The organism is Demequina flava (assembly GCF_000975035.1).
Classification (GTDB): Bacteria; Actinomycetota; Actinomycetes; order Actinomycetales; family Demequinaceae; genus Demequina; species Demequina flava.
The window spans coordinates 122,466-141,975 of the sequence record NZ_BBRA01000001.1 but is presented as its reverse complement, the minus strand read 5'-3'; the positions used below and the strand labels follow the sequence as shown (position 1 = coordinate 141,975).

Annotated in this window: 16 protein-coding genes; 15 read left to right on the top strand and 1 reads right to left on the bottom strand. The window is 64.2% G+C overall.

From position 1 onward, the window contains the following. The first annotated feature begins 113 nt into the window (after window positions 1–113). The 5 genes from AOP74_RS00635 (at window position 114) to AOP74_RS00615 (ending at window position 9,666) form a co-directional block, all read left to right on the top strand. The gene (locus AOP74_RS00635) at window positions 114–1,985 is read left to right on the top strand and encodes an alkyl/aryl-sulfatase (RefSeq protein WP_061960404.1); all 1,872 of its coding nucleotides are present in this window, start codon (window positions 114–116) and stop codon (window positions 1,983–1,985) included. A 120-nt stretch (window positions 1,986–2,105) separates the two neighbouring features. Next, window positions 2,106–3,005: a 4-hydroxy-tetrahydrodipicolinate synthase gene (gene dapA / locus AOP74_RS00630; RefSeq protein WP_061960403.1), complete on the top strand. Its 900-nt coding sequence runs from the start codon at window positions 2,106–2,108 to the stop codon at window positions 3,003–3,005. Between the two features lie 7 nt (window positions 3,006–3,012). Continuing rightward, on the top strand, window positions 3,013–4,695 hold the full coding sequence (locus AOP74_RS00625) for a ribonuclease J (protein ID WP_061960402.1): 1,683 nt from the start codon (window positions 3,013–3,015) through the stop codon (window positions 4,693–4,695). A 79-nt stretch (window positions 4,696–4,774) separates the two neighbouring features. Further along, complete coding sequence (locus tag AOP74_RS00620) at window positions 4,775–7,405, top strand: DNA translocase FtsK (protein WP_082095908.1); 2,631 nt, start codon at window positions 4,775–4,777, stop codon at window positions 7,403–7,405. Then, window positions 7,390–9,666 carry a putative bifunctional diguanylate cyclase/phosphodiesterase gene (locus AOP74_RS00615; RefSeq protein WP_082095907.1) on the top strand — a complete coding sequence of 759 codons (2,277 nt, stop codon included), beginning with the start codon at window positions 7,390–7,392 and terminating at the stop codon, window positions 9,664–9,666. Before AOP74_RS00620 ends, AOP74_RS00615 begins: the two co-directional genes overlap by 16 nt. Window positions 9,667–9,713: 47 nt before the next feature. Here AOP74_RS00615 and AOP74_RS00610 read toward each other — a convergent pair whose 3' ends face one another. Beyond that, window positions 9,714–11,024 carry a CapA family protein gene (locus AOP74_RS00610; protein WP_061960401.1) on the bottom strand — a complete coding sequence of 437 codons (1,311 nt, stop codon included), beginning with the start codon at window positions 11,022–11,024 and terminating at the stop codon, window positions 9,714–9,716. 63 nt (window positions 11,025–11,087) lie between these two features. On the opposite strand from AOP74_RS00610, the gene pgsA reads away from it, so the two are divergent. The 10 genes from pgsA (at window position 11,088) to dapF (ending at window position 19,506) form a co-directional block, all read left to right on the top strand. After that, the gene (pgsA, locus tag AOP74_RS00605) at window positions 11,088–11,696 is read left to right on the top strand and encodes a CDP-diacylglycerol--glycerol-3-phosphate 3-phosphatidyltransferase (RefSeq protein ID WP_061960400.1); all 609 of its coding nucleotides are present in this window, start codon (window positions 11,088–11,090) and stop codon (window positions 11,694–11,696) included. Window positions 11,697–11,703: 7 nt separating this feature from the next. Next, window positions 11,704–12,222: a CinA family protein gene (locus AOP74_RS00600; protein ID WP_061960399.1), complete on the top strand. Its 519-nt coding sequence runs from the start codon at window positions 11,704–11,706 to the stop codon at window positions 12,220–12,222. A 54-nt stretch (window positions 12,223–12,276) separates the two neighbouring features. After that, window positions 12,277–12,588, top strand: coding sequence for a helix-turn-helix domain-containing protein (locus tag AOP74_RS00595; RefSeq protein WP_061960398.1), 312 nt, complete (start codon window positions 12,277–12,279; stop codon window positions 12,586–12,588). Then, window positions 12,588–12,821: a DUF3046 domain-containing protein gene (locus AOP74_RS11990; protein WP_082095906.1), complete on the top strand. Its 234-nt coding sequence runs from the start codon at window positions 12,588–12,590 to the stop codon at window positions 12,819–12,821. Before AOP74_RS00595 ends, AOP74_RS11990 begins: the two co-directional genes overlap by 1 nt. Window positions 12,822–13,030: 209 nt before the next feature. Next, a complete protein-coding gene (gene recA / locus AOP74_RS00585; protein WP_061960396.1) occupies window positions 13,031–14,092 on the top strand; it encodes a recombinase RecA in 1,062 nt (353 codons plus the stop codon). Further along, window positions 14,092–14,634: a regulatory protein RecX gene (locus AOP74_RS00580; protein ID WP_061960395.1), complete on the top strand. Its 543-nt coding sequence runs from the start codon at window positions 14,092–14,094 to the stop codon at window positions 14,632–14,634. Before recA ends, AOP74_RS00580 begins: the two co-directional genes overlap by 1 nt. Before the next feature lie 54 nt (window positions 14,635–14,688). Beyond that, on the top strand, window positions 14,689–16,149 hold the full coding sequence (gene rny / locus AOP74_RS00575) for a ribonuclease Y (protein ID WP_061960394.1): 1,461 nt from the start codon (window positions 14,689–14,691) through the stop codon (window positions 16,147–16,149). A gap of 2 nt (window positions 16,150–16,151) precedes the next feature. Next, window positions 16,152–17,687 carry a tRNA (N6-isopentenyl adenosine(37)-C2)-methylthiotransferase MiaB gene (gene miaB / locus AOP74_RS00570; protein WP_061960393.1) on the top strand — a complete coding sequence of 512 codons (1,536 nt, stop codon included), beginning with the start codon at window positions 16,152–16,154 and terminating at the stop codon, window positions 17,685–17,687. Then, the gene (gene miaA / locus AOP74_RS00565) at window positions 17,684–18,619 is read left to right on the top strand and encodes a tRNA (adenosine(37)-N6)-dimethylallyltransferase MiaA (RefSeq protein ID WP_061960392.1); all 936 of its coding nucleotides are present in this window, start codon (window positions 17,684–17,686) and stop codon (window positions 18,617–18,619) included. The genes miaB and miaA overlap by 4 nt, the downstream gene beginning before the upstream one ends. Further along, window positions 18,616–19,506: a diaminopimelate epimerase gene (gene dapF / locus AOP74_RS00560; RefSeq protein WP_061960391.1), complete on the top strand. Its 891-nt coding sequence runs from the start codon at window positions 18,616–18,618 to the stop codon at window positions 19,504–19,506. Before miaA ends, dapF begins: the two co-directional genes overlap by 4 nt. The last annotated feature ends 4 nt before the right edge of the window (window positions 19,507–19,510 follow it).

Genomic DNA, 19,510 nt, shown 5'->3' with positions numbered 1-19,510 from the left:
GGTTCGGCGGGACCCCATTGAGACGCCGATGAGCCCCATTGCGGTGGGCCGTTGCCTGGGCAATGATGTTTTTGACGTTGGCACCACGGATTGCGATCTAAGAGGAGAACCACATGTCTCACCATGACCCGAGCGAGTCGATCAAGGTAGCGCACGCGCGGCATTTGCAGACGATGCCGTTTGGCGATCGCCAGGACTTTGAGGATGCAGATCGTGGATTTCTCGGAACCCTTGAGGATCCCGCGATCCGGAATGAAGCAGGCGACGTTGTGTGGGACAACTCCGCCTACGACTTCTTGGATGGCGAGGCACCCGAGTCCGTCCACCCCAGCTTGTGGCGACAGGCTCAGCTCGTCGCAAAGCACGGTCTCTACGAGGTCGTCGAGGGCATCTACCAGGTGCGCGGGTTTGACCTCTCGGTGATGTCGATCATCGAGGGTGATGAAGGCGTGATCGTGGTGGATCCGTTCATCGGAAAGGAAAACTCCGCCGCCGGGATCGGTTTGTATCGCGACCACCGTGGCGACCGCCCGGTCAAGGCGGTGATCTTCACTCACTCACATATCGATCACTTTGGTGGAGTGTTCGGGCTCGTATCGCAGGTGCAGGTGGACAACGGCGAGGTTGAGATCATCGCCCCCGAGGGACTCGTCGAGCACGCGGTCGCTGAGAACGTTTATGCAGGTACGGCCATGGCGCGTCGCGCGGGCTACATGTACGGCGCGCTCTTGCACAAGGGTCCGCAAGGGCAGGTGGGCGCCGGGCTCGGTCAGTCGACGAGCGTGGGGGCAGCAGGTCTGATCGTGCCGACTATTGATGTTGCGAAGACCGGCGAGTCGCACACCATCGATGGCGTGGAGATGGAGTTCCAGATGGCGCCGGGCACCGAGGCGCCCGCGGAGATGCACTTCTTCCTCCCGCGCTACAACGCACTGTGTATGGCGGAAAACGTCACGCACACGCTGCACAACCTCCTGACATTGCGCGGCGCGCTCGTACGTGACCCCAACGTGTGGGCGAAGTACCTGACGGAAGCCATTGGCACGTTCGGCGACCGCACGGATGTTCTCTTTAGCTCTCATCACTGGCCTACCTGGGGTCGCGAGCGCGTGTTCCATTACATCGGGATTCAGCGCGATCTCTACAAGTACCTGCACGACCAGACACTTCGAATGCTCAACCAGGGCATGACTGGGGCGGAGATCGCCGAGGAGATCACGCTGCCGCCAGCGATCGAAAACGTCTGGGGCACCCATGGCTATTACGGCTCGGTCAGCCATAACGTCAAGGCTATCTACCAGCGCTACATGGGCTGGTTCGACGGCAACCCCGCGCGCCTATGGCCACACCCTCCTAAGGCTCAAGCGGAGCGTTACGTGAAGGCGCTGGGCGGCATGGAGCGTGTCGTGGAACTTGCCCAGGAGGCATACGACGAGGGTGATTTCCGTTGGGCTGCGACGTTGCTCGACAATGCGATCTTCACGGAGGCAGACCACGCCGCTACGCGCGAGCTGTACGCCGCGACGCTCGAGCAGTTGGGATACGGGTCTGAGAACGGCACGTGGCGCAACTTCTTCCTGTCCGGTGCGCAGGAGTTGCGAGAAGGAAACTTTGGTACCCCGACCACGACTGCCGCGCCCGAGATCGTCGCGCAGCTCAGTCCAGAACAGATTTGGGACGCGATGGCTATCGCGGTAGACGGGCCCAAGGCCTGGGACCTTGATCTCGCGCTCGACGTGACATTGACGGACCTTGGCCGCTCGTTCCGGGTGACGCTTCGCAACGGAGTCCTGGTCGGTCACGAGAGCGAGCCCCGCGAGGGCGCCGCAGCGCGACTGTCGCTCACCAAGATGCGTCTCATCGCGCTTACGGCGGGCGACACCGAGTCGCCCGGCATCGAGATCGACGGTGACGGTGATGTCCTCGACCAGCTGCTGTCGGTGATGCAGCCGGGCGACCCCAGATTTGAGATCGTGGTGCCGTAAGCGGCCGCGAGGCCATCGGATCGCTTGAACGCGCTGTACCCCGCAACCGCGCTGGTCGCGGGGCACAGTTGCGCTCCGCCGATGACGGACTGATGGCGCACACGCGATAGGTTTGTCATCATGGATGACATGCGCCCGATGGGGACGGTGCTCACTGCGATGGTGACGCCGATGCACGATGACGGTTCTCTCGACATCGATGGTGCCATCAAGGTGGCCGAGTACCTGCTTGCCCACGGCTCTGATGGGCTCGTGGTGTCGGGTACGACCGGCGAGGCACCCACCACGCACGCTCCCGAGAAGCTCGAACTCACGACCGCCCTTGTCGAGGCGGTCGGTGACCGTGCCACGATCGTGGCGGGAGCGGGTTCCAACGACACCGCCCACGCGGTCATGATGGCCCAGCAGGCCCAGGAATGTGGCGCCGATGGCGTGCTCGCACTGACGCCGTATTACTCGAAGCCCTCGGACCTCGGCGTCCTTGCCCACTTCGAGGCTGTGGCCGGCGCGACCGACCTGCCCGTCATGTTGTACGACATCCCGGGACGTACGGCGAAGCCCATCTCTGACACGGTTCTCGACGCGATCGCGGAGCGCTCCAACGTTGTGGCTGTGAAGGACGCCACCGGTGACATCGACCAGGCCAAGGCGCGCATTGAGCGCACGGGACTGGACTGGTATTCGGGTGATGACCCACTCACCCTCGAGTTCTTGCGCGCAGGCGCTGTCGGAGTTGTCTCCGTGGCCAGCCACGTCGTGGGCGAGTCCATCGCCCGCATGGTTGCCGCACACAGCGCTGGTGAACCTGAGAAGGCCGCCGCTGAGTTCATGTCACACGCTGGCGCCATTGACGCCGTGATGGGCGGAGGCCTGGGCGCCGTGACCGCCAAGAGCGCGATGTACGCGCTTGACCTGATTGGCAGCCGCCACATGCGCCTGCCACACGTGAGTTTTGATGATGCCGAGTACGCCGAGTACGTCGCGCTGTTGCGCGACGCAGGTGTGCCCGTCGAACCCTAGGAGAGAAGTGACCTTCCACCCCGAACTATCCGAGCCGGCACCGCTGGAGCCGGGCACCTTGCGCGTCGTCCCGTTGGGAGGCCTCGGCGAGGTCGGGCGCAACATGACCGTCTTCGAGATCGATGGTCGCCTGTTGATCGTCGACTGTGGCGTGCTGTTTCCCGAGGACCACCAGCCAGGCGTCGACCTGATCCTGCCGGACTTCGGCTACATCGAAGACCGCGTAGACGACATCGAGGCGATCGTGCTCACGCACGGTCACGAGGACCACATCGGCGCCGTGCCGTACCTCTTGCGCCTGCGCCGCGACATCCCGATCATCGGCTCGCAGCTCACGCTTGCGTTCATCGAGGCCAAGCTCAAGGAACACCGCATCACGCCTCTGACGCTCGCCGTCAAGGAGGGCCAGGAAGAGCAACTCGGAGGCTTCGGCCTCGAGTTCGTCGCCGTCAACCACTCCATCCCCGACGCGCTCGCGGTCTTCATCACGACCGCCGCAGGCACCGTGCTCGGCACAGGTGACTTCAAGATGGATCAGTTGCCGCTGGATGGCCGGATCACCGACCTGCGCGCATTCGGTGCTCTTGGTGAGCGCGGCGTCGACCTCTTCATGGTGGACTCCACCAACGCCGAGTCGCCTGGATTCACGGCCTCCGAGGTCGAGATCACCCCGGTGCTTGACCAAACCTTCGCGCAGGCCACGGGCCGCATCGTGGTTGCCAGTTTCTCTAGCCACGTCCACCGCGTTCAGCAGGTCATCAACGCCGCACACGCCCACGGGCGCCGCGTGGCCTTTGTGGGCCGCTCGATGGTGCGCAACATGAACATTGCAGCAGAGCTGGGCTATCTCGACGTGCCAGCAAACATCCTGGTCGACGCCAAGAAGGCCGACAACCTCCCCGCTCACGAGGTCGTGTACATGTGCACGGGCTCCCAAGGTGAGCCGATGGCGGCACTCAGCCGCATGGCCTCGCAGGACCACAAGCTCTCGGTGGGCGAGGGCGACTTGGTGATCCTGGCATCGTCCCTGATCCCGGGCAACGAGAACGCGGTCTTCCGCGTGATCAACGGCCTCATGCGCTTGGGCGCCACGGTCGTTCACCAGGGCAGTGCGCGCGTGCACGTGTCAGGTCACGCCTCCGCGGGCGAGCTCCTGTACTGCTACAACATCGTTCGCCCCAAGAACGTGATGCCCATTCACGGTGAGGTTCGCCACCTCCTGGCCAACGGAAACCTCGCCATCAAGACGGGTATCCCCAAGGAAAACGTCCTGTTCGCGGAGAATGGCGTCGCGGTGGACCTCAAGGATGGCGTCGCCAAGATCGCTGGCGCGGTCGAGGTGCACAACGTGTACGTCGACGGATCCTCGGTGGGCGAGGTGACGGATGCGGAACTCAAGGACCGTCGAATCATGTCGGAGGAGGGCTTCGTGTCCGTCTTCGCCGTGATCGACTCCACGAACGGCTCGGTCGTCTCCGGGCCAGAGGTGCACGCGCGAGGTCTCGCGGAGGACGACTCGGTCTTTGACCCGATCCTGCCCAAGATCCGCGAAGCACTCGAAGAGGCCGCAGCGACCGGAACCGCGGACAACCACCAGCTCCAGCAGGTCATGCGCCGCGTCCTGGGTCGCTTCGTGGGGACCAAACTGCGACGCCGGCCCATGATCATCCCGATCGTGATTGAGTCCTAGGGAACGCTGGGAGAACGAAACGCGTACGCGCGGGGTGGCAACCGCGTGAAGGGCCGATGCGCCGGTAGCCTCCGGAAGCATGGCTCAGTCACGTCCCACGAGCACCCGAAGCAAGCCCGCTGCCAAGCGCGCCCCCGCTAAGGGTGCGCCCAAAAGCAAGCAACAGACCGAGCGCAAGCGACCACCGGCGATCCTGCGTGGCATCGCCGCGATGGGGCGCGGCATCTCAAATGCGGTCGGATCAGGCGTGCGCAGTGTCGGCCACGGTGCACGCGAAGTGAGTCCCGAGGTGCGCCGCGACGGCCTGGCTATTGGCCTGATCCTGCTCGCCATCATCATTGCGGCGCGCGAGTGGTTCCAGCTTCCCAGCTGGGCCGGGACCGCGATTCACTGGCTGTTTGCTGGTGCGATCGGTGTCCTGGCGGTTGCCCTTCCTGTGGTGCTCGTGGTGTTTGCGGTGCGCTTCATGCGAGCCCCGGATGAGGAGCAGGCGAACCACCGCATCACTTTTGGTGCGGTCCTCCTGACCATTGGCGTTGCCGGTCTGATCCAGATTGGCGCAGGCCGTCCTAGCCCGTTTGACGATATGGACGCAGTCCGCAGTGCCGGCGGCGTCGTCGGTTGGGCAGTGGGGACCGGACTTGCTGCCGTGCTGTCGGCACCACTGGCCGTCATCACGTTGATCCTGCTGACCCTGCTGAGCATCCTGATCATTGTCGGAATCCCTCTACGTGAACTGATCGCCATGGCCAAGGAGCGCTTCGGCCGCGCCGGTGGCGAGGGCGCGGACGAAGAGTTCCCTGAGCACCGCACCTTGGCCCGCAAGGGCGACAAGGAACCCAAGCCCAAGGGAACCAAGAAGCGACTCTTTGGGCCCAAGAAGCCCAAGGAGGACGACGGCCAGCTGGAGTCCTACGAGGCCGACGAGGCCTTCGCGTCCGCCGCAGAGGTTGTGCGCGGGGAAGAGGAGCCCGAGTTCACTCCCGGCGGCACCGAGTTGTTGTCGACGAACGCGGGCAAGGTCTCGCCGTATTTGTCCGGGGCCGATGCCGGGGCTGAGACCGAGTCCGAGGCCGGCGACGAGTGGGCCGAGATGCCTAGCGGCGAGATTCCCCAACGCGAGGCCCCGGCCACGACGCGCCTGGTTCCGACGGGGGAGCAGGGCGAGTTGGAGAACTCCTCGCCTTATGTGCTTCCCAGCACCGAGTTGCTGGTGAAGGGTGCTCCACACAAGACACGGTCGGCGGCGAACGATCGTGTGGTTGACGCGCTCAAGCAAGTCTTCACGGACTTTGGAGTGAACGCCGAGGTAACCGGCTTTACGCGTGGCCCCACCGTGACGCGCTACGAGCTGGAACTGGGCCAGGGCGTCAAGGTTGAGCGCATCACCAACCTGTCGAAGAACATTGCCTACGCCGTGGCGAGCCCCGATGTCCGGATCCTGTCGCCCATTCCGGGTAAGTCTGCGATCGGCATCGAGATCCCCAACGTTGACCGCGAGACGGTCGCGCTTGGCGACGTGCTCCGGTCGGGCAACGCGATCAAGAACGATCACCCCATGGCCATCGGTATCGGTAAGGACGTCGAGGGCGGCTACGTCATGGCGAACCTCGCCAAGATGCCGCACATGCTGGTCGCCGGTGCCACCGGTGCTGGTAAGTCGTCCTTCGTGAACTCGATGATCACGTCGATCCTGATGCGCGCCACGCCCGATGAGGTGCGCATGGTGCTCGTTGACCCCAAGCGCGTGGAACTGACGATCTACGAGGGTATCCCTCACTTGATCACGCCCATCATCACCAACCCCAAGAAGGCGGCACAGGCTTTGGAGTGGGTGGTGAAGGAGATGGACATGCGCTACGACGACTTGGCAATGTTCGGCTTCAAGCACATCGACGACTTCAACAAGGCAGTGCGCACGGGCAAGCTCAAGCCGCTTCCAGGTTCAGAGCGCAAACTGACGACGTACCCGTACCTGCTGGTGATCGTCGATGAGCTCGCCGACCTCATGATGGTGGCGCCTCGCGATGTCGATGAGTCGATCCAGCGCATCACGCAGCTGGCTCGCGCGGCCGGAATCCACCTGGTGCTGGCCACTCAGCGCCCGTCCGTGGACATCATCACCGGAACCATCAAGGCCAACGTTCCATCCCGGTTGGCGTTCGCGACCTCGTCTCTGGCTGACTCGCGCGTGGTGCTCGACATGCCCGGTGCGGAAAAGCTCATTGGACAGGGTGACGCGCTCTTCTTGCCGATGGGGGAGTCAAAGCCAATGCGCGTCCAGGGAGCCTGGGTTTCCGAATCGGAGATCCACGCGGCCGTGGAGCACGCTAAGGACCAAGCGAACCCGCAGTACCGCGACGATGTCACGCAGCCGCAAGGCGGCGCCGCGACTGTGGCTGAGGACATCGGCGACGACCTGGATGACCTGGTTGCCGCTGCTGAACTTGTGATCACGACGCAGTTGGGCTCGACATCGATGCTCCAGCGCAAGCTGAAGATGGGCTTCGCGAAGGCCGGTCGTTTGATGGATCTGCTCGAAAGCCGTGAGGTCGTTGGTCCGTCGCAGGGCTCGAAGGCCCGAGAAGTTTTGGTTAGTCCGGATGACTTGGCTGGAACACTCGCTATTCTTCGTGGTGAGACCCCTGCTCCGGCAGCGGCATCCGCACCCGATGACGAGAGCGAAGGAGCACCGTGGGAGGAGTCGTAGAGGCCATAACCGAGCCGGCTGTGGCATGGACCGGCACCATCACGGTTCTCGTTCTCGCTTTCTTCGCCCTCTTCTTTTTCTGGCGTTCTCGCCGTGCCCGGATTGCGCGCGACCAGGTCATGGCGCGTGAGCGCAAGCTTCAGCGGCAGTTCGAGGCGGTCATGTCGTCCACTCGCGACGGCATCCTGATCGTCACGCAGACCGATGAGATCGCGTTGCTGTCTGACGTCGCCGCCAATGTGTTGAGCATTGACCGTGAAGAGGCGGTCGGTAAGCCACTATCCCGACTGGGGATGCGGGTCGTTGATGACCGCATGCGGCCGCTGCTGTTGCGAGAAGCGTTTGGAATCGACTCCAACGACCTGACGTCGCGCATCATCGGCGTTCCAGGACGCCGAGGAGCCGACGACATTCGCTGGGTCCAGGTGCGCGCACGCGTTGTCGAGGACGGACTCGATGACGGGCCGGTCACCATCGTCACGATCATGGACACCTCCGGGCTTCGGGAAGCCGCAGAGGCCATCTCGCGGTCCGATGCCCAGTTCCGCAAGGCCATGGAGAACGCCCCCAGCGGGATGGCGCTCGTGGACCTCGAGTGGCGCCTGATGGAAGTGAACCGCGCCTTCGCGGAGATGATGGGCTCAACCGTGTCCGCGCTGAGATCCGTGCCGTTCTCATCCCTCTCGCACCCCCAAGACCTACACGCGGAGCAAGACCAGCTCGAGCGCCTGTATTCAGGCGCGCAGAACCGCTTCAACGTGGAAAAACGCTACGTCAAGGCCGACGGAAACGTGGTGTGGGCACAGCTTGACGTGGGCCTCGTGCGTCACGCCGGCGGTGCCCCCGATCACTACGTGGTCCAGCTGCGAGACAGCACTGACGACCGCATGCACTCCGAGATCCTTGCTCATCGGGCAATGCACGACCCCCTCACGGGGCTTGCTAACCGCACGTTGATGCAAGAGGTGTTGCAGGAACTGCTCGATCAGCCCGATCCTGAGTCACGGGTGGGTGTGCTGGCGATCGACCTTGACGGATTCAAGGGCCTGAACGATCGCTTTGGACACGCCACCGGTGACAACGCCCTTGTCCACGTCGCGGGAGTTCTGCGTGCCGCCGCGGGGGGCCGTGGCACTGTGTCGCGCATCGGCGGTGACGAGTTCGTCATTGTGGTCCAAGACCCCGATTGTTCGAAGGCGCTGTACGACATCGCCGGTGCGATTCACGAAGGACTGCGCCGCCCCATTCAGGTCAAGCGCCACCAGGTCGCGCTGCACGCCTCGGTGGGCATCGCCATGGCCGACGGCGAGACGGTTGACGGCGGCGCGCCCGCCCTTCTCAGCGCCGCGGATTCTGCGATGTACCGCGCCAAGTCGCTCGGAAAGTCCCGCACTGAGGTCTACGAACCATCGATGCGCGCAGCCAGCGAGCGTCACACCGGCTTGGCTGCTGAACTCGTTGACGCGATCGAGCGCGGCGACCTCGTGCTGCACTATCAACCCATCTTGGAGCTGCGCACACGCACGGTGGTCGGCTACGAAGCGCTGGTGCGGTGGCAACACCCCACCCGGGGCCTGTTGCTTCCTGCGAGCTTCCTGCCGCTGATCGACGACCGCAACCTTGCCGTCGCACTCGGCATGTCGCTCGTTGAACAGGCCGCCTCGTTCCTGGCCAATGGCCCGTCACAGACCACCTGGGTCTCCATCAACGTCTCGGCCGACCAGTTGGGCGACTCGGAGTTTGCCGACAAGGTGCTGAGCGCCATCGGCCGGTATCACCTGAGCCCCCAGCGCCTAGTCGTGGAATTGACTGAGGCCTCGCTCGTGGCACCCAACACGCGTATTCGTCACGAACTCACGGAGTTGCGCAACGCGGGTGTCCCGATCCTGCTGGACGACTTCGGTACCGGTGTATCTCCGTTGTCGTATCTGCGCGACCTGCCCGTCTCTGGCGTGAAACTCGACATGTCGTTTGTCGCGGGAATCCCCGAGGACCCCGCGGGGGCTCGCGTCTCCCGCGCGCTGGGCGCCCTGGCGCGCGAACTTGGCCTTGCCACAATCGCGGAGGGCATTGAGAACGAAGACCAGGCCCAGTTCCTCGCGGACTGTGGCTGGCGCTACGGGCAAGGGTGGCTCTTCGGGGTCGCACAGCCGGTGGGTGCCTTGCGAGAGAGCACGCCGGAATACACATCCAGTCTCATTGACCCTCGGCCAACCGAGGGCGAGTCAGCTCAAGACGCGATGCGTCTCAACCGCGACTAGCGGCAAGCACCCCCGGGTACTAAGGCGCGAGGGCGGAAGGGACTGTATCAGCCCCGCGCCTCAACGGTGACGCTGTCCGCCAATGGTGCGACCGGCATCGTCCGCTCTAGCGCGTCCGGCCCCACAGCATCAGCCACCCGCGCGTAGCGCGCTTGCGCTTCTTCAGCGCTCAGAGTGCCCGCTCCCTCGTCTGCGATGTCGTGCAAAGCGTGCATGGTGTGATCTCCGCGGCGATCGTAGGTCAGCGCAGTCCACGACGCTTCAACGTCGGTCACGCCGTCCGGTGCCACGGAAAGAGTCGCGGACAAGAGCACGCTCGCTCCCGTCTCAGGCACACAACATGCGTCGTCTTGGTTGGACAGGTAATTACCGAGACCGAATGCCGTCCACATGCCGTCGCCGTAGGGGCCTCCCTCGAGAAGCTCGAGGGGCTGCGGCACGTGAGCGTGGTGGCCGACGTACAGGTCGACCTCGCCTGACGCGGCGATCTGCTCAGCAATGTCTCGCTGCGCGGCAGTGGGCTCGGTGAGGTACTCAACGCAGCAGTGCACCGAGGCGATCACGACGTCCGCGCCTTGATCCCGTGCCGCGCTCGCCGACTCGATAATCGGTGCAGCGTCCATGCCATCCGCATCGAAGGTGTTGACCGACCACGGCATCCCCTCGGGTTTAGGCAAACCGTTGAGTCCGTAGGTCCACGACACAGAGGCGACGGTGATGTCGCGCCCCTGCGACGACACCGTGTACATCTGTGTTTGCGTGGACTCTGCCTCGGTGCGCGCCGTGCCGGCGTAGCCCATGCCTTCGGCCTCGAGGGTGTCGATCGTCGCCTCGAGCCCCGCATATCCACGGTCGACCGAGTGATTTGACGCCGTCGAGCACCCGTCCCAGCCCGCCTCGCCCAAGTCCGTGATCAATTGCGCGGGCCCACCGAACATCGGGTAGCCGGTGTAGTTGCCCTCCGTATCGACCGGGTATTCCAGGTGACACAGCGCGAGATCCGCGCCGGCGACATAGGGGTCTACTCCGGCCATGAGCGGTGAGAAGTCCATGCCCTCATCGGTCGTGGCTGACCACACCACCGGCATATGCGTCAGCACGTCACCGCCCGCGACGAAGGAAAACTCGACGGTGGGAGTCGTCGGAGTGGGGGAGGGCGTGGGGCTAGGAGTGACGCTCGGTGTGGCACGTGGGCTAGGTGTGGTGAGGGCCGATGCCGGGTTCGAGTCGTCGTCCCCGAGACCTGAAGCCAGAACGGCGCCAGCGACGACGGCCAGCGGCAGGTACACGATCACCGTCGTGAGGAGCGCTGGGGTGGCGTGGCGACGGGCGTGTGCCGGCGGTTTGGCGGGGGGCATAGGGCCATTATCCAGGCCGAGAAGGGTGCGGACATCCACCGCTCGGGGCTATAGGGTGAAGGCGTGACTGCGACTCTCCCCAACGTGATCACGGCCCTCAGGCTCGTGATGGTGCCTGTTGCCGTCATCTTGCTCATCATGGACGGCGGCCAGGACGGCGCCGAGCGATGGTGGGCACTGATCCTGGTGCTGCTTGCGTCACTTACTGACTGGCTCGATGGATACCTGGCGCGACGGTGGAACGTGGTCTCCTCGTTCGGCAAACTCGCGGACCCCATCGCTGACAAAGCACTGGTTCTAGGAATCCTCGCCGCACTCGTATGGGTTGACGGCATTCCGTGGTGGCCGCTGGCGATCCTGATTGTCCGAGAGGTGGGCGTGACGGTCGGCAGGCTGGCTGTTGCAAAGGGAGTCGTCATTCCGGCTTCGCGCGGCGGCAAGATCAAGACGGTCCTACAGATGACCGCGATCTGCATGTACCTGGTCCCGGGCATGCCGGGCTGGTTCGACGCCATCGCGTGGTGGGTTCTTGTGGCAGCGGTCGTGGTCGCAGTGATCACAGGCGTTGACTATGCGCGGATGATTTCACGCGCGGCCCGTGACCACCGCGAGGGCAAGAACGCGACGGACCATGACGCGTCGCGATCCGCGACCGGCGGTTCCGAAAACTGACGTCCCCATGGCGACCACACAGCTGAGCGAGCAGGCGCGCGCGCTGGTGGCTGCTGCGGTCGCCACGCACACGACCATCGGCACTGCTGAGTCCCTCACCGGCGGCCAGGTGGTCTCCGCACTGGTCGAGATTCCTGGGGCTTCGGAGGTTGTGCGCGGTGGCGTGGTCTCCTACGCCGTGGACCTCAAGCACGACCTGCTCGACGTGCCGCAAACAGCTCTTGACGATCCCGGGCCGGTCTCGCGGACCGTCGCGACCGCCATGGCCCAAGGGGCCCAAGGCCGTCTCCACGTGGACCTGGCCTTGGCGACCACGGGTGTCGCGGGACCTGAGCCTCACGGAGGCCAACCAGTCGGGACCGTGTGGGTCAGCGTTGCCCACGAGGGCGGAGTGTGGGCGCGCGAACATCACTTTGACGGTGACCGCCAGTCGGTACGTGAGCGGGCGGCGGAGGCCGCCATGGAACTAGCAATTGGTATTCTTGAGTCACCTACGCGCATGTTGGCCTGGAAGTCGGGAACATAACTGCGGTAGTGTGCGTTGGACATGGCGAACCACCATGAACGTGAGGAGGGGCACATGCCAGTGCTTCGTAATGAGATCGGAGACGTCCTGCGGGACGCCCGACTGACGCAGGGCAAGACTCTGCGGGACATTTCTTCTGGCGCTCGCGTCTCCCTGGGCTACCTGTCCGAGGTTGAGCGCGGACAGAAGGAAGCTTCCTCGGAACTGCTCGCGTCGATCTGCGATGCACTTGACGTGCCCATGTCGACGGTGCTGAGTGAGGTCTCCGATCGCTTCGCGACTGCAGAGTCGCTTGAGTCGGTCGAGGTCATGCCTCGCATTCCTGACACCGTGCCCGAACTCCTCAGCGGTGTGCGTGCGCGCTAGTGCGCTTAAGTGAATTCTGGTCACTGGCTGACACAGTGTTCGGGGAGACTTACTCCCACACCCTTGCGAGGGAACTGGCCCTTGACGGTCTCGATTCTCGTACCGCGGATCAAGCGCTCGGTGACGGCGTAGCCGCACGTGATGTCTGGCACGCGCTGTGTGACCAGATGGATATCCCCGAAGGTGCCCGTGACGGTGGCCGACAAGAAAACGTCGTGCCTCCACGGCGCTAGCCGCCCCATTCGTTTTGCCCTTGCGCGACACGCCCACCGTAGCGCGTGCGTTCGAACATGCGTTCGATTACTGTAGTGCACAGAGCGAGGAACACCGGCTCATTGCACACAGATGGTGATGCGCACGGATTCCATGTCACAGGTGCGGCGTAGCGTCATCAGTGATCACCGGAACATGACAGCAACGTCACGTAAGGACAGGGAAAAACATGGCTAAGGCAGAAGACCGTAGCAAGGCACTAGAAGCGGCACTCGGACAGATCGACCGTCAGTTCGGTAAGGGCTCAGCCATGCGACTGGGGGAGTCCAAGAAGGTCGCGATTGAAGCGATCCCTACTGGCTCCTTGGCGTTGGACGTCGCTCTCGGCATTGGCGGACTGCCTCGCGGTCGTGTCGTCGAGATTTACGGACCAGAGTCCTCCGGTAAGACCACGGTTGCGCTTCACGCCGTTGCGAACATGCAGCGTCAGGGTGGTACTGCGGCGTTCGTCGACGCTGAGCACGCCCTGGACCCGGAGTACGCCAAGAAGCTTGGTGTCGACACCGACAACCTCATCGTCTCCCAGCCGGACACCGGCGAGCAGGCGCTGGAGATCGCAGACATCCTGGTCCGCTCCGGCGGAGTGGACATCCTGGTCATTGACTCCGTGGCGGCACTGGTGCCCAAGGCGGAGATCGAGGGCGAAATGGGCGATTCCCACGTGGGCCTTCAGGCACGCCTCATGTCGCAAGCACTGCGCAAGATCACCGGCGCACTGAACACGACCGGCACCACCGCAATCTTCATTAACCAGCTGCGCGAGAAGATCGGCGTGTTCTTCGGTTCTCCCGAGACCACCACGGGTGGAAAGGCACTGAAGTTCTACTCGTCCGTGCGACTGGACGTGCGCCGCATCGAGACGCTCAAGGAAGGCACGGAGCCGGTCGGAAACCGTACGCGTGTCAAGGTCGTCAAGAACAAGATGGCGCCGCCGTTTAAGCAGGCCGAGTTCGACATCTTGTATGGCCAGGGCATCTCGAAGGAAGGCAGCATCATCGACCTCGGTGTTGAGCACGGCTTCGTGAAGAAGTCAGGTGCTTGGTACACCTACGAGGGCGACCAGCTGGGACAGGGCAAGGAGAATTCGCGCAACTTCCTCAAGGACAACCCCGACCTCGCCACTGAGATCGAAATTAAGGTCAAGCGCAAACTTGGCGTGGCCGGAATGTCAGAGGATGATGCGGTCGCAGAGACCGCCGCTCCCGAAGACAAGGAGAGCGCCACCTTCTAATGGCACAGTCGGTCAGCGAGCATGAAGCGGCCGCCGAGGCGTCATTGACGCACAGTGACGATGCGGCTCAGCAGGGAGAGAAGGCGCGGGAGATTGCCCTGCGCCTGCTCTCGCATGCGCCGCGTTCCACTGGGCAATTGCGCGAGGCTCTCGTGTCGCGTGAGATACCCGAGGACGTCGCGGACGAGGTCGTCGCGCGGTACGTCGAGGTTGGTCTGCTCGACGATGCCGCGCTGGCCGGCGCGATCGCCCGCACGCGGCACCGCGAGCGAGGCAAGGCACGCCGAGTCATCGCTCAGGAGCTCCAGCGCAAAGGATTCGACGCCGCCCAGGTCGACGAGGCTGTCGGGCAAATCAGCGAAGATGACGAGCGCGACGCCGCTGCTCACCTTGCCGAAAAGCGGTGGCGGCAACTGTCGAATGTCGATGAGGATGCGCGCGTCAGGCGCGTGGTCGGGATGCTCGGAAGGCGCGGCTACTCACCGTCGTTGGCCTTTGCACTCGTGAAAGACTTGCAACGTGCCGATATTGAGGACGCGTAGTCTGACTCGAGTGCCCGCACGGGCGCACTACACCGACCGAACAGGAGCGTCGCCGTGGCACAAGTGATCGCGACCGCTGCGACGCTGATCCTCCTGCTGGTGTCGCTCCTGCTTGTCCACTTCGCGCGGCGCGAAGCCTCCGACATTCGGCGGTCGTCGCAAGAAGAAGTTCAGGGCATCCGGACAGAAGCACGCGATCTCCTGTCTGAGGCGCAGCGGCGCGAGGAACGTGTCGCGTTGCGCGAGAAAGAGCTGTCGAGCGATCAGCGCGCCGCTCAGAAGTACTCCCGCGTGCTCGAAGAGCGCGCCGCAGTCGTGAGTCGCGATGAGCGGCGGTTGCATGACGAGCGCACCGGATACGAGCGTGCGCAACGTGAGGCGTTGGCGGATATTGCCCATCTCGAGATGAATGACGCCAAGAAGGAACTTGAGGCCAGGCTCCTTGCCGAGGCCAAGGAGGAGTCGCGATCCTCCATCCGCCGGATCGAACGCGAAACGCGCCGTAAAGCCGACGCGAAGGCTCGCGAGATATTGGTCAGCGCCATGCAGCGTCAGGCAGCCGCGACGTCGTCGGAGAGCGCGACGGTGTGGATCGATCTGCCCAACGAGGAGATGAAGGGGCGCATCATCGGCCGCGAAGGGCGCAACATTCGTGCCTTTGAAGCGCTGACTGGCGTCAACGTCATCGTCGAAGAGGGCGTGAATGCGGTCCAGTTGTCGTGCTTTGACGTCGAGCGTCGTGAAATTGCTGAAGTGACGCTGCATGCGCTGGTTGATGATGGGCGTATTCATCCGCAGCGCGTAGAGGCGGCGTATGCCACTGCAGTCGAGGAAGCCGAGCAGCGCCACGAAGAGGCCGGGCTCGACGCCATCGAGGCCGCTGGCGTCAAGGGCATCAGTCATGAGGTGGTGCTCGCACTGGGGCGGCTACGTCTACGGACGTCGTATGGCCAGACCGTCCTCGCGCACCTTGTCGAATGCGGACAGATAGCGGCAGACATCGCCAGCGAGATCGGTGCCGACGCGGACACGGCTCGTCGCGCGGCGTTCCTCCACGATGTCGGCAAGGCCTTCACCCACAACACTCCCGGAACCCATGCGGCGATCGGTGCGGCTGTTGCTGCTGAGCACGGCGAGTCGAGCGTTGTTGTCAACGCGATCGCAGCTCATCACGATGAGGTACCTCAAGAAAGCGTGGAAGCTGTCATCGTGCAAGTGGCGGACGCAGTCTCCGCGGGCCGCGAGGGAGCGCGCCGCGAGGACTCGGATGGCTACGTCGAGCGCCTCGAGAACCTCGAGCACCTCGTCGCTGAGCACACCGGTGTGAGCCGGGTCCTCGCGATGTCAGCGGGCCGCGACGTGCGCGTGATGGTCGATCCCGGTGAGGTTGCTGACACCGCGGTGCCGGAACTGGCGCGTACAATTGCTGAGCACATCAGCAAGGACCTCAGTTTCCCTGGGGAGATCAAAGTGACCGTCATCCGCGAACTTCGCGCGGATGCCGTCGCAGGATAGGCATGACAGACACCGCACTCGCACCGACCTACCTCGTCAAGACACTCGGCTGTCAGATGAACGTCCACGACTCCGAGCACATGGCAGGTCTCCTTGAGGGCGCCGGATACAGTGCTGCAGACCCGTCTGCCGACGAGGCTGACGTCATTGTCATCAACACCTGCGCAGTGCGTGAGAACGCCGCGAACAAGCTGTACGGCAACCTCGGTCAACTCGCGTCCGTCAAGGCTCGTCGTCCGGGGATGCAAATCGCCGTGGGCGGTTGCTTGGCGCAGAAGGACCGCGGCGAGATCGTCGACAGGGCTCCCTGGGTCGACGTCGTCTTCGGCACCCACAACCTGGACGTTCTGCCCGTCCTGCTTGAGCGCGCCCGGCACAATGCCGAGGCGCAAGTTGAGATCGAAGAGTCGCTTCAGGTTTTCCCTTCGACGCTCCCGAGCCGTCGCGATGCCATCGCTTCCGGGTGGGTGTCGATTTCTGTTGGCTGCAACAACACCTGCACGTTCTGCATCGTGCCCTCCCTACGTGGCAAGGAGCGTGACCGCAGGCCCGGCCAAGTCCTCGCCGAGGTAGAGGCGCTGGTGTCGCAGGGCGTGGTCGAGGTGACGCTCCTTGGCCAAAACGTGAACTCCTATGGTGTCGAGTTCGGCGACCGCGGCGCCTTCGCGAAACTCCTGCGCGCGTGCGGCGAGATCGAAGGTCTGGAACGGGTCCGCTTCACCTCGCCTCACCCCGCTGCATTCACCGACGACGTCATCGAGGCAATGGCGGAGACTCCCAACGTCATGCCGAGCCTGCACATGCCGCTGCAGTCAGGCTCGGACGCAGTGTTGCGCGCGATGCGCCGCTCGTACCGCTCCTCGAAGTTCCTCGGGATCCTCGACAAGGTCCGTGAGCTCATGCCGGAAGCGTCCATCACGACGGACATCATCGTGGGCTTCCCCGGCGAAACGGACGAAGACTTCGAGGACACTCTCCGCGTCGTCGAACAGTCGCGGTTCGCCAGTGCATTCACGTTCCAGTACTCGCCGCGCCCCGGCACGCCTGCCTTCGAATTGCCCGAACTGCCCAAGGACGTGGTGCAGGAACGCTTTGAGCGTCTCCTTGCACTGCAGAACCGCATCAGCGCAGAAGAAAACGCCACGTTGGTGGGGCGAACCGTGGAGCTGCTTGTCATGGACAACGAGGGCAAGGGCGGCGGCCGCAAGGACGCTCAGCACGAGCGCATGTCGGCACGTAGCCCCGACAACCGCCTCGTGCACTTCACGGTGCCGAGCGGAGCCGAGAATCCCCGTCCGGGAGATCTCGTGACCGTCGATGTCACGCACGCGGCTCCGTACCACCTCATTGCAGATTCGGCTCTGGACGGTGGCACGTACTCAGTGCGTCCCACGCGTGCTGGCGACGTATGGCAGCAGGTGCGCGATGGTGACCACGATCACGAAGGCGGCGGTTGCGGGTCCTCGTGTGGCACAGGAGCGCCGGCTGACGGTCCCGTGGGGTTGGGTATGCCGACGCTGCGGTCCACAAGCGCGTGAGTGACGACGCGCCGCACGTCATTGCGATCGTGGGCGCTACTGCCACAGGCAAGTCGGATGTCTCTCTGGCCGTCGCAGAGGCGCTGAACGGGGAGATCGTCAACGCCGACTCCATGCAGTTCTACCGCGGCATGGACATCGGCACAGCGAAACTTCCCCTGGCTCAGCGGCGCGGGATCGCGCATCACCAACTCGACGTCCTCGACGTCGACCAGGATGCCTCCGTGGCCGCGTTTCAACGTGACGCTCGCGCGGACATCGACGCGATTCATGCGCGCGGCAAGCGAGCGGTTGTCGTGGGCGGATCGGGCCTCTATCACCGCGCGCTGCTGGACCACTTTTCCTTTCCACCCACCGACCCCGAGGTCCGCGCCCGCCTGGAAGCGCGAGCGGAGCTGGAGGGCCCCGGCATCCTGCACAGCGAGCTCGTCGCTGCTGATCCGGTGGCCGCGGAGCGGATCGATGCCCGCAACGCCAAACGCATCGTGCGTGCGCTCGAAGTCATTGAATTGACCGGGCAGCCGTTTTCGTCAACGCTTCCCACGCACCAGTACGCGATGCCCGCAGTCCAAATCGGGCTTGAGATGGGCTATGACGTCCTTGACCCACGTATCGAAGCCCGGGTGGCGGGCATGTGGGCCGACGGCCTGGTCGACGAGGTGCAGCGGCTGGTCGACGCAGGCCTCCGCACGGCCACAACAGCGCAGCGCGCGGTGGGCTATGCGGAGACTCTGCGCTATCTCGACAGTGAGCTCAGTAGCAGCGAAACCCAGGACCTCATTGCCCAACACACGCGGCGACTGGCGCGGCGTCAACGGCGCTGGTTTGGACCTGATCCACGCGTGACGTGGGTCGACGGGCCTGTCGATGCCGCGGACGCCGATCGTGCGGCGGCTGAGGTCGTACGTATCGCGGGTAGCCTGGAAACATGACCCGAGCATCGGCCCCAGGCACTACCTTGCCCTTCACCAAGGGGCACGGGACGCGCAACGACTTTGTCTTGCTTCTTGATGAGGACGGTGACATCGACCTCACGCCCGAGGTTGTGCGGTTTCTTGCCGATCGTCGAGGCGGGCTTGGTGGCGACGGAGTGATCCGCGCGGTGCGATCGGGCAACCTGCCGGCGGGAAGCGCCGCGGAGCCTGACTCGTGGTTCATGGACTACTGGAACGCCGACGGCAGCACGTCGGAGATGTGTGGAAACGGGGCGCGCGTGTTTGGCGCGTTCTTGGAACGCGAAACGGGCGCAGACCTCAGCGGCGGCTTGGATTTCATGACCCGCGGTGGAGCTCGCCGCGTGACGTCGGCCGGCGACGGCACCTACGCGATCGGCATGGGCGGCTACACGGTCGGCACAGGCGACGCGCCTTTTGACGCGGAAGTGCAAGCGCGCGGACTGGATATGGCCAGGCCCGCCCTCTCCGTCGACGTCGGGAACCCTCATCACGTCGTCGCCTTGGCCTCCCTCGACGAGTTGGAAGCCCTTGACCTCACCGTCGCACCGGATGTGATGCCGGTTCCGGCGGACGGCTCCAATGTCGAGTTTGTGGTCGCGCTGGGGGAGCGCGCCGTGAACGCGGAGGCCCGCGGGCTAGTGCGAATGCGTGTCCACGAGCGTGGTTCTGGCGAGACTCAGTCGTGCGGCACCGGGGCGTGCGCGGTCGCGTTGGCTGTCAAGACCTGGGCGGGGGCCGATGCTCCGGCTGTGTGGGACGTTGAAGTTCCCGGCGGCGTGGTGACAGTACGGATTTTCGAGGACCACACGGTGCTGGAAGGACCAGCAGTCCTGGTCGCCGAGGGCGTCGTCACTCTTCCTTGACCGC

Coding starts and splice junctions, on each gene's coding strand:
- AOP74_RS00600 (WP_061960399.1), top strand. CDS start 11,704: ATGGCGACCACACAGCTGAGCGAGCAGGCGCGCGCGCTGGTGGCTGCT.
- AOP74_RS00580 (WP_061960395.1), top strand. CDS start 14,092: ATGGCACAGTCGGTCAGCGAGCATGAAGCGGCCGCCGAGGCGTCATTG.
- AOP74_RS00610 (WP_061960401.1), bottom strand. CDS start 11,024: ATGCCCCCCGCCAAACCGCCGGCACACGCCCGTCGCCACGCCACCCCA.
- AOP74_RS00595 (WP_061960398.1), top strand. CDS start 12,277: ATGCCAGTGCTTCGTAATGAGATCGGAGACGTCCTGCGGGACGCCCGA.
- AOP74_RS00635 (WP_061960404.1), top strand. CDS start 114: ATGTCTCACCATGACCCGAGCGAGTCGATCAAGGTAGCGCACGCGCGG.
- dapA (WP_061960403.1), top strand. CDS start 2,106: ATGGATGACATGCGCCCGATGGGGACGGTGCTCACTGCGATGGTGACG.
- miaB (WP_061960393.1), top strand. CDS start 16,152: ATGACAGACACCGCACTCGCACCGACCTACCTCGTCAAGACACTCGGC.
- dapF (WP_061960391.1), top strand. CDS start 18,616: ATGACCCGAGCATCGGCCCCAGGCACTACCTTGCCCTTCACCAAGGGG.
- AOP74_RS00620 (WP_082095908.1), top strand. CDS start 4,775: ATGGCTCAGTCACGTCCCACGAGCACCCGAAGCAAGCCCGCTGCCAAG.
- recA (WP_061960396.1), top strand. CDS start 13,031: ATGGCTAAGGCAGAAGACCGTAGCAAGGCACTAGAAGCGGCACTCGGA.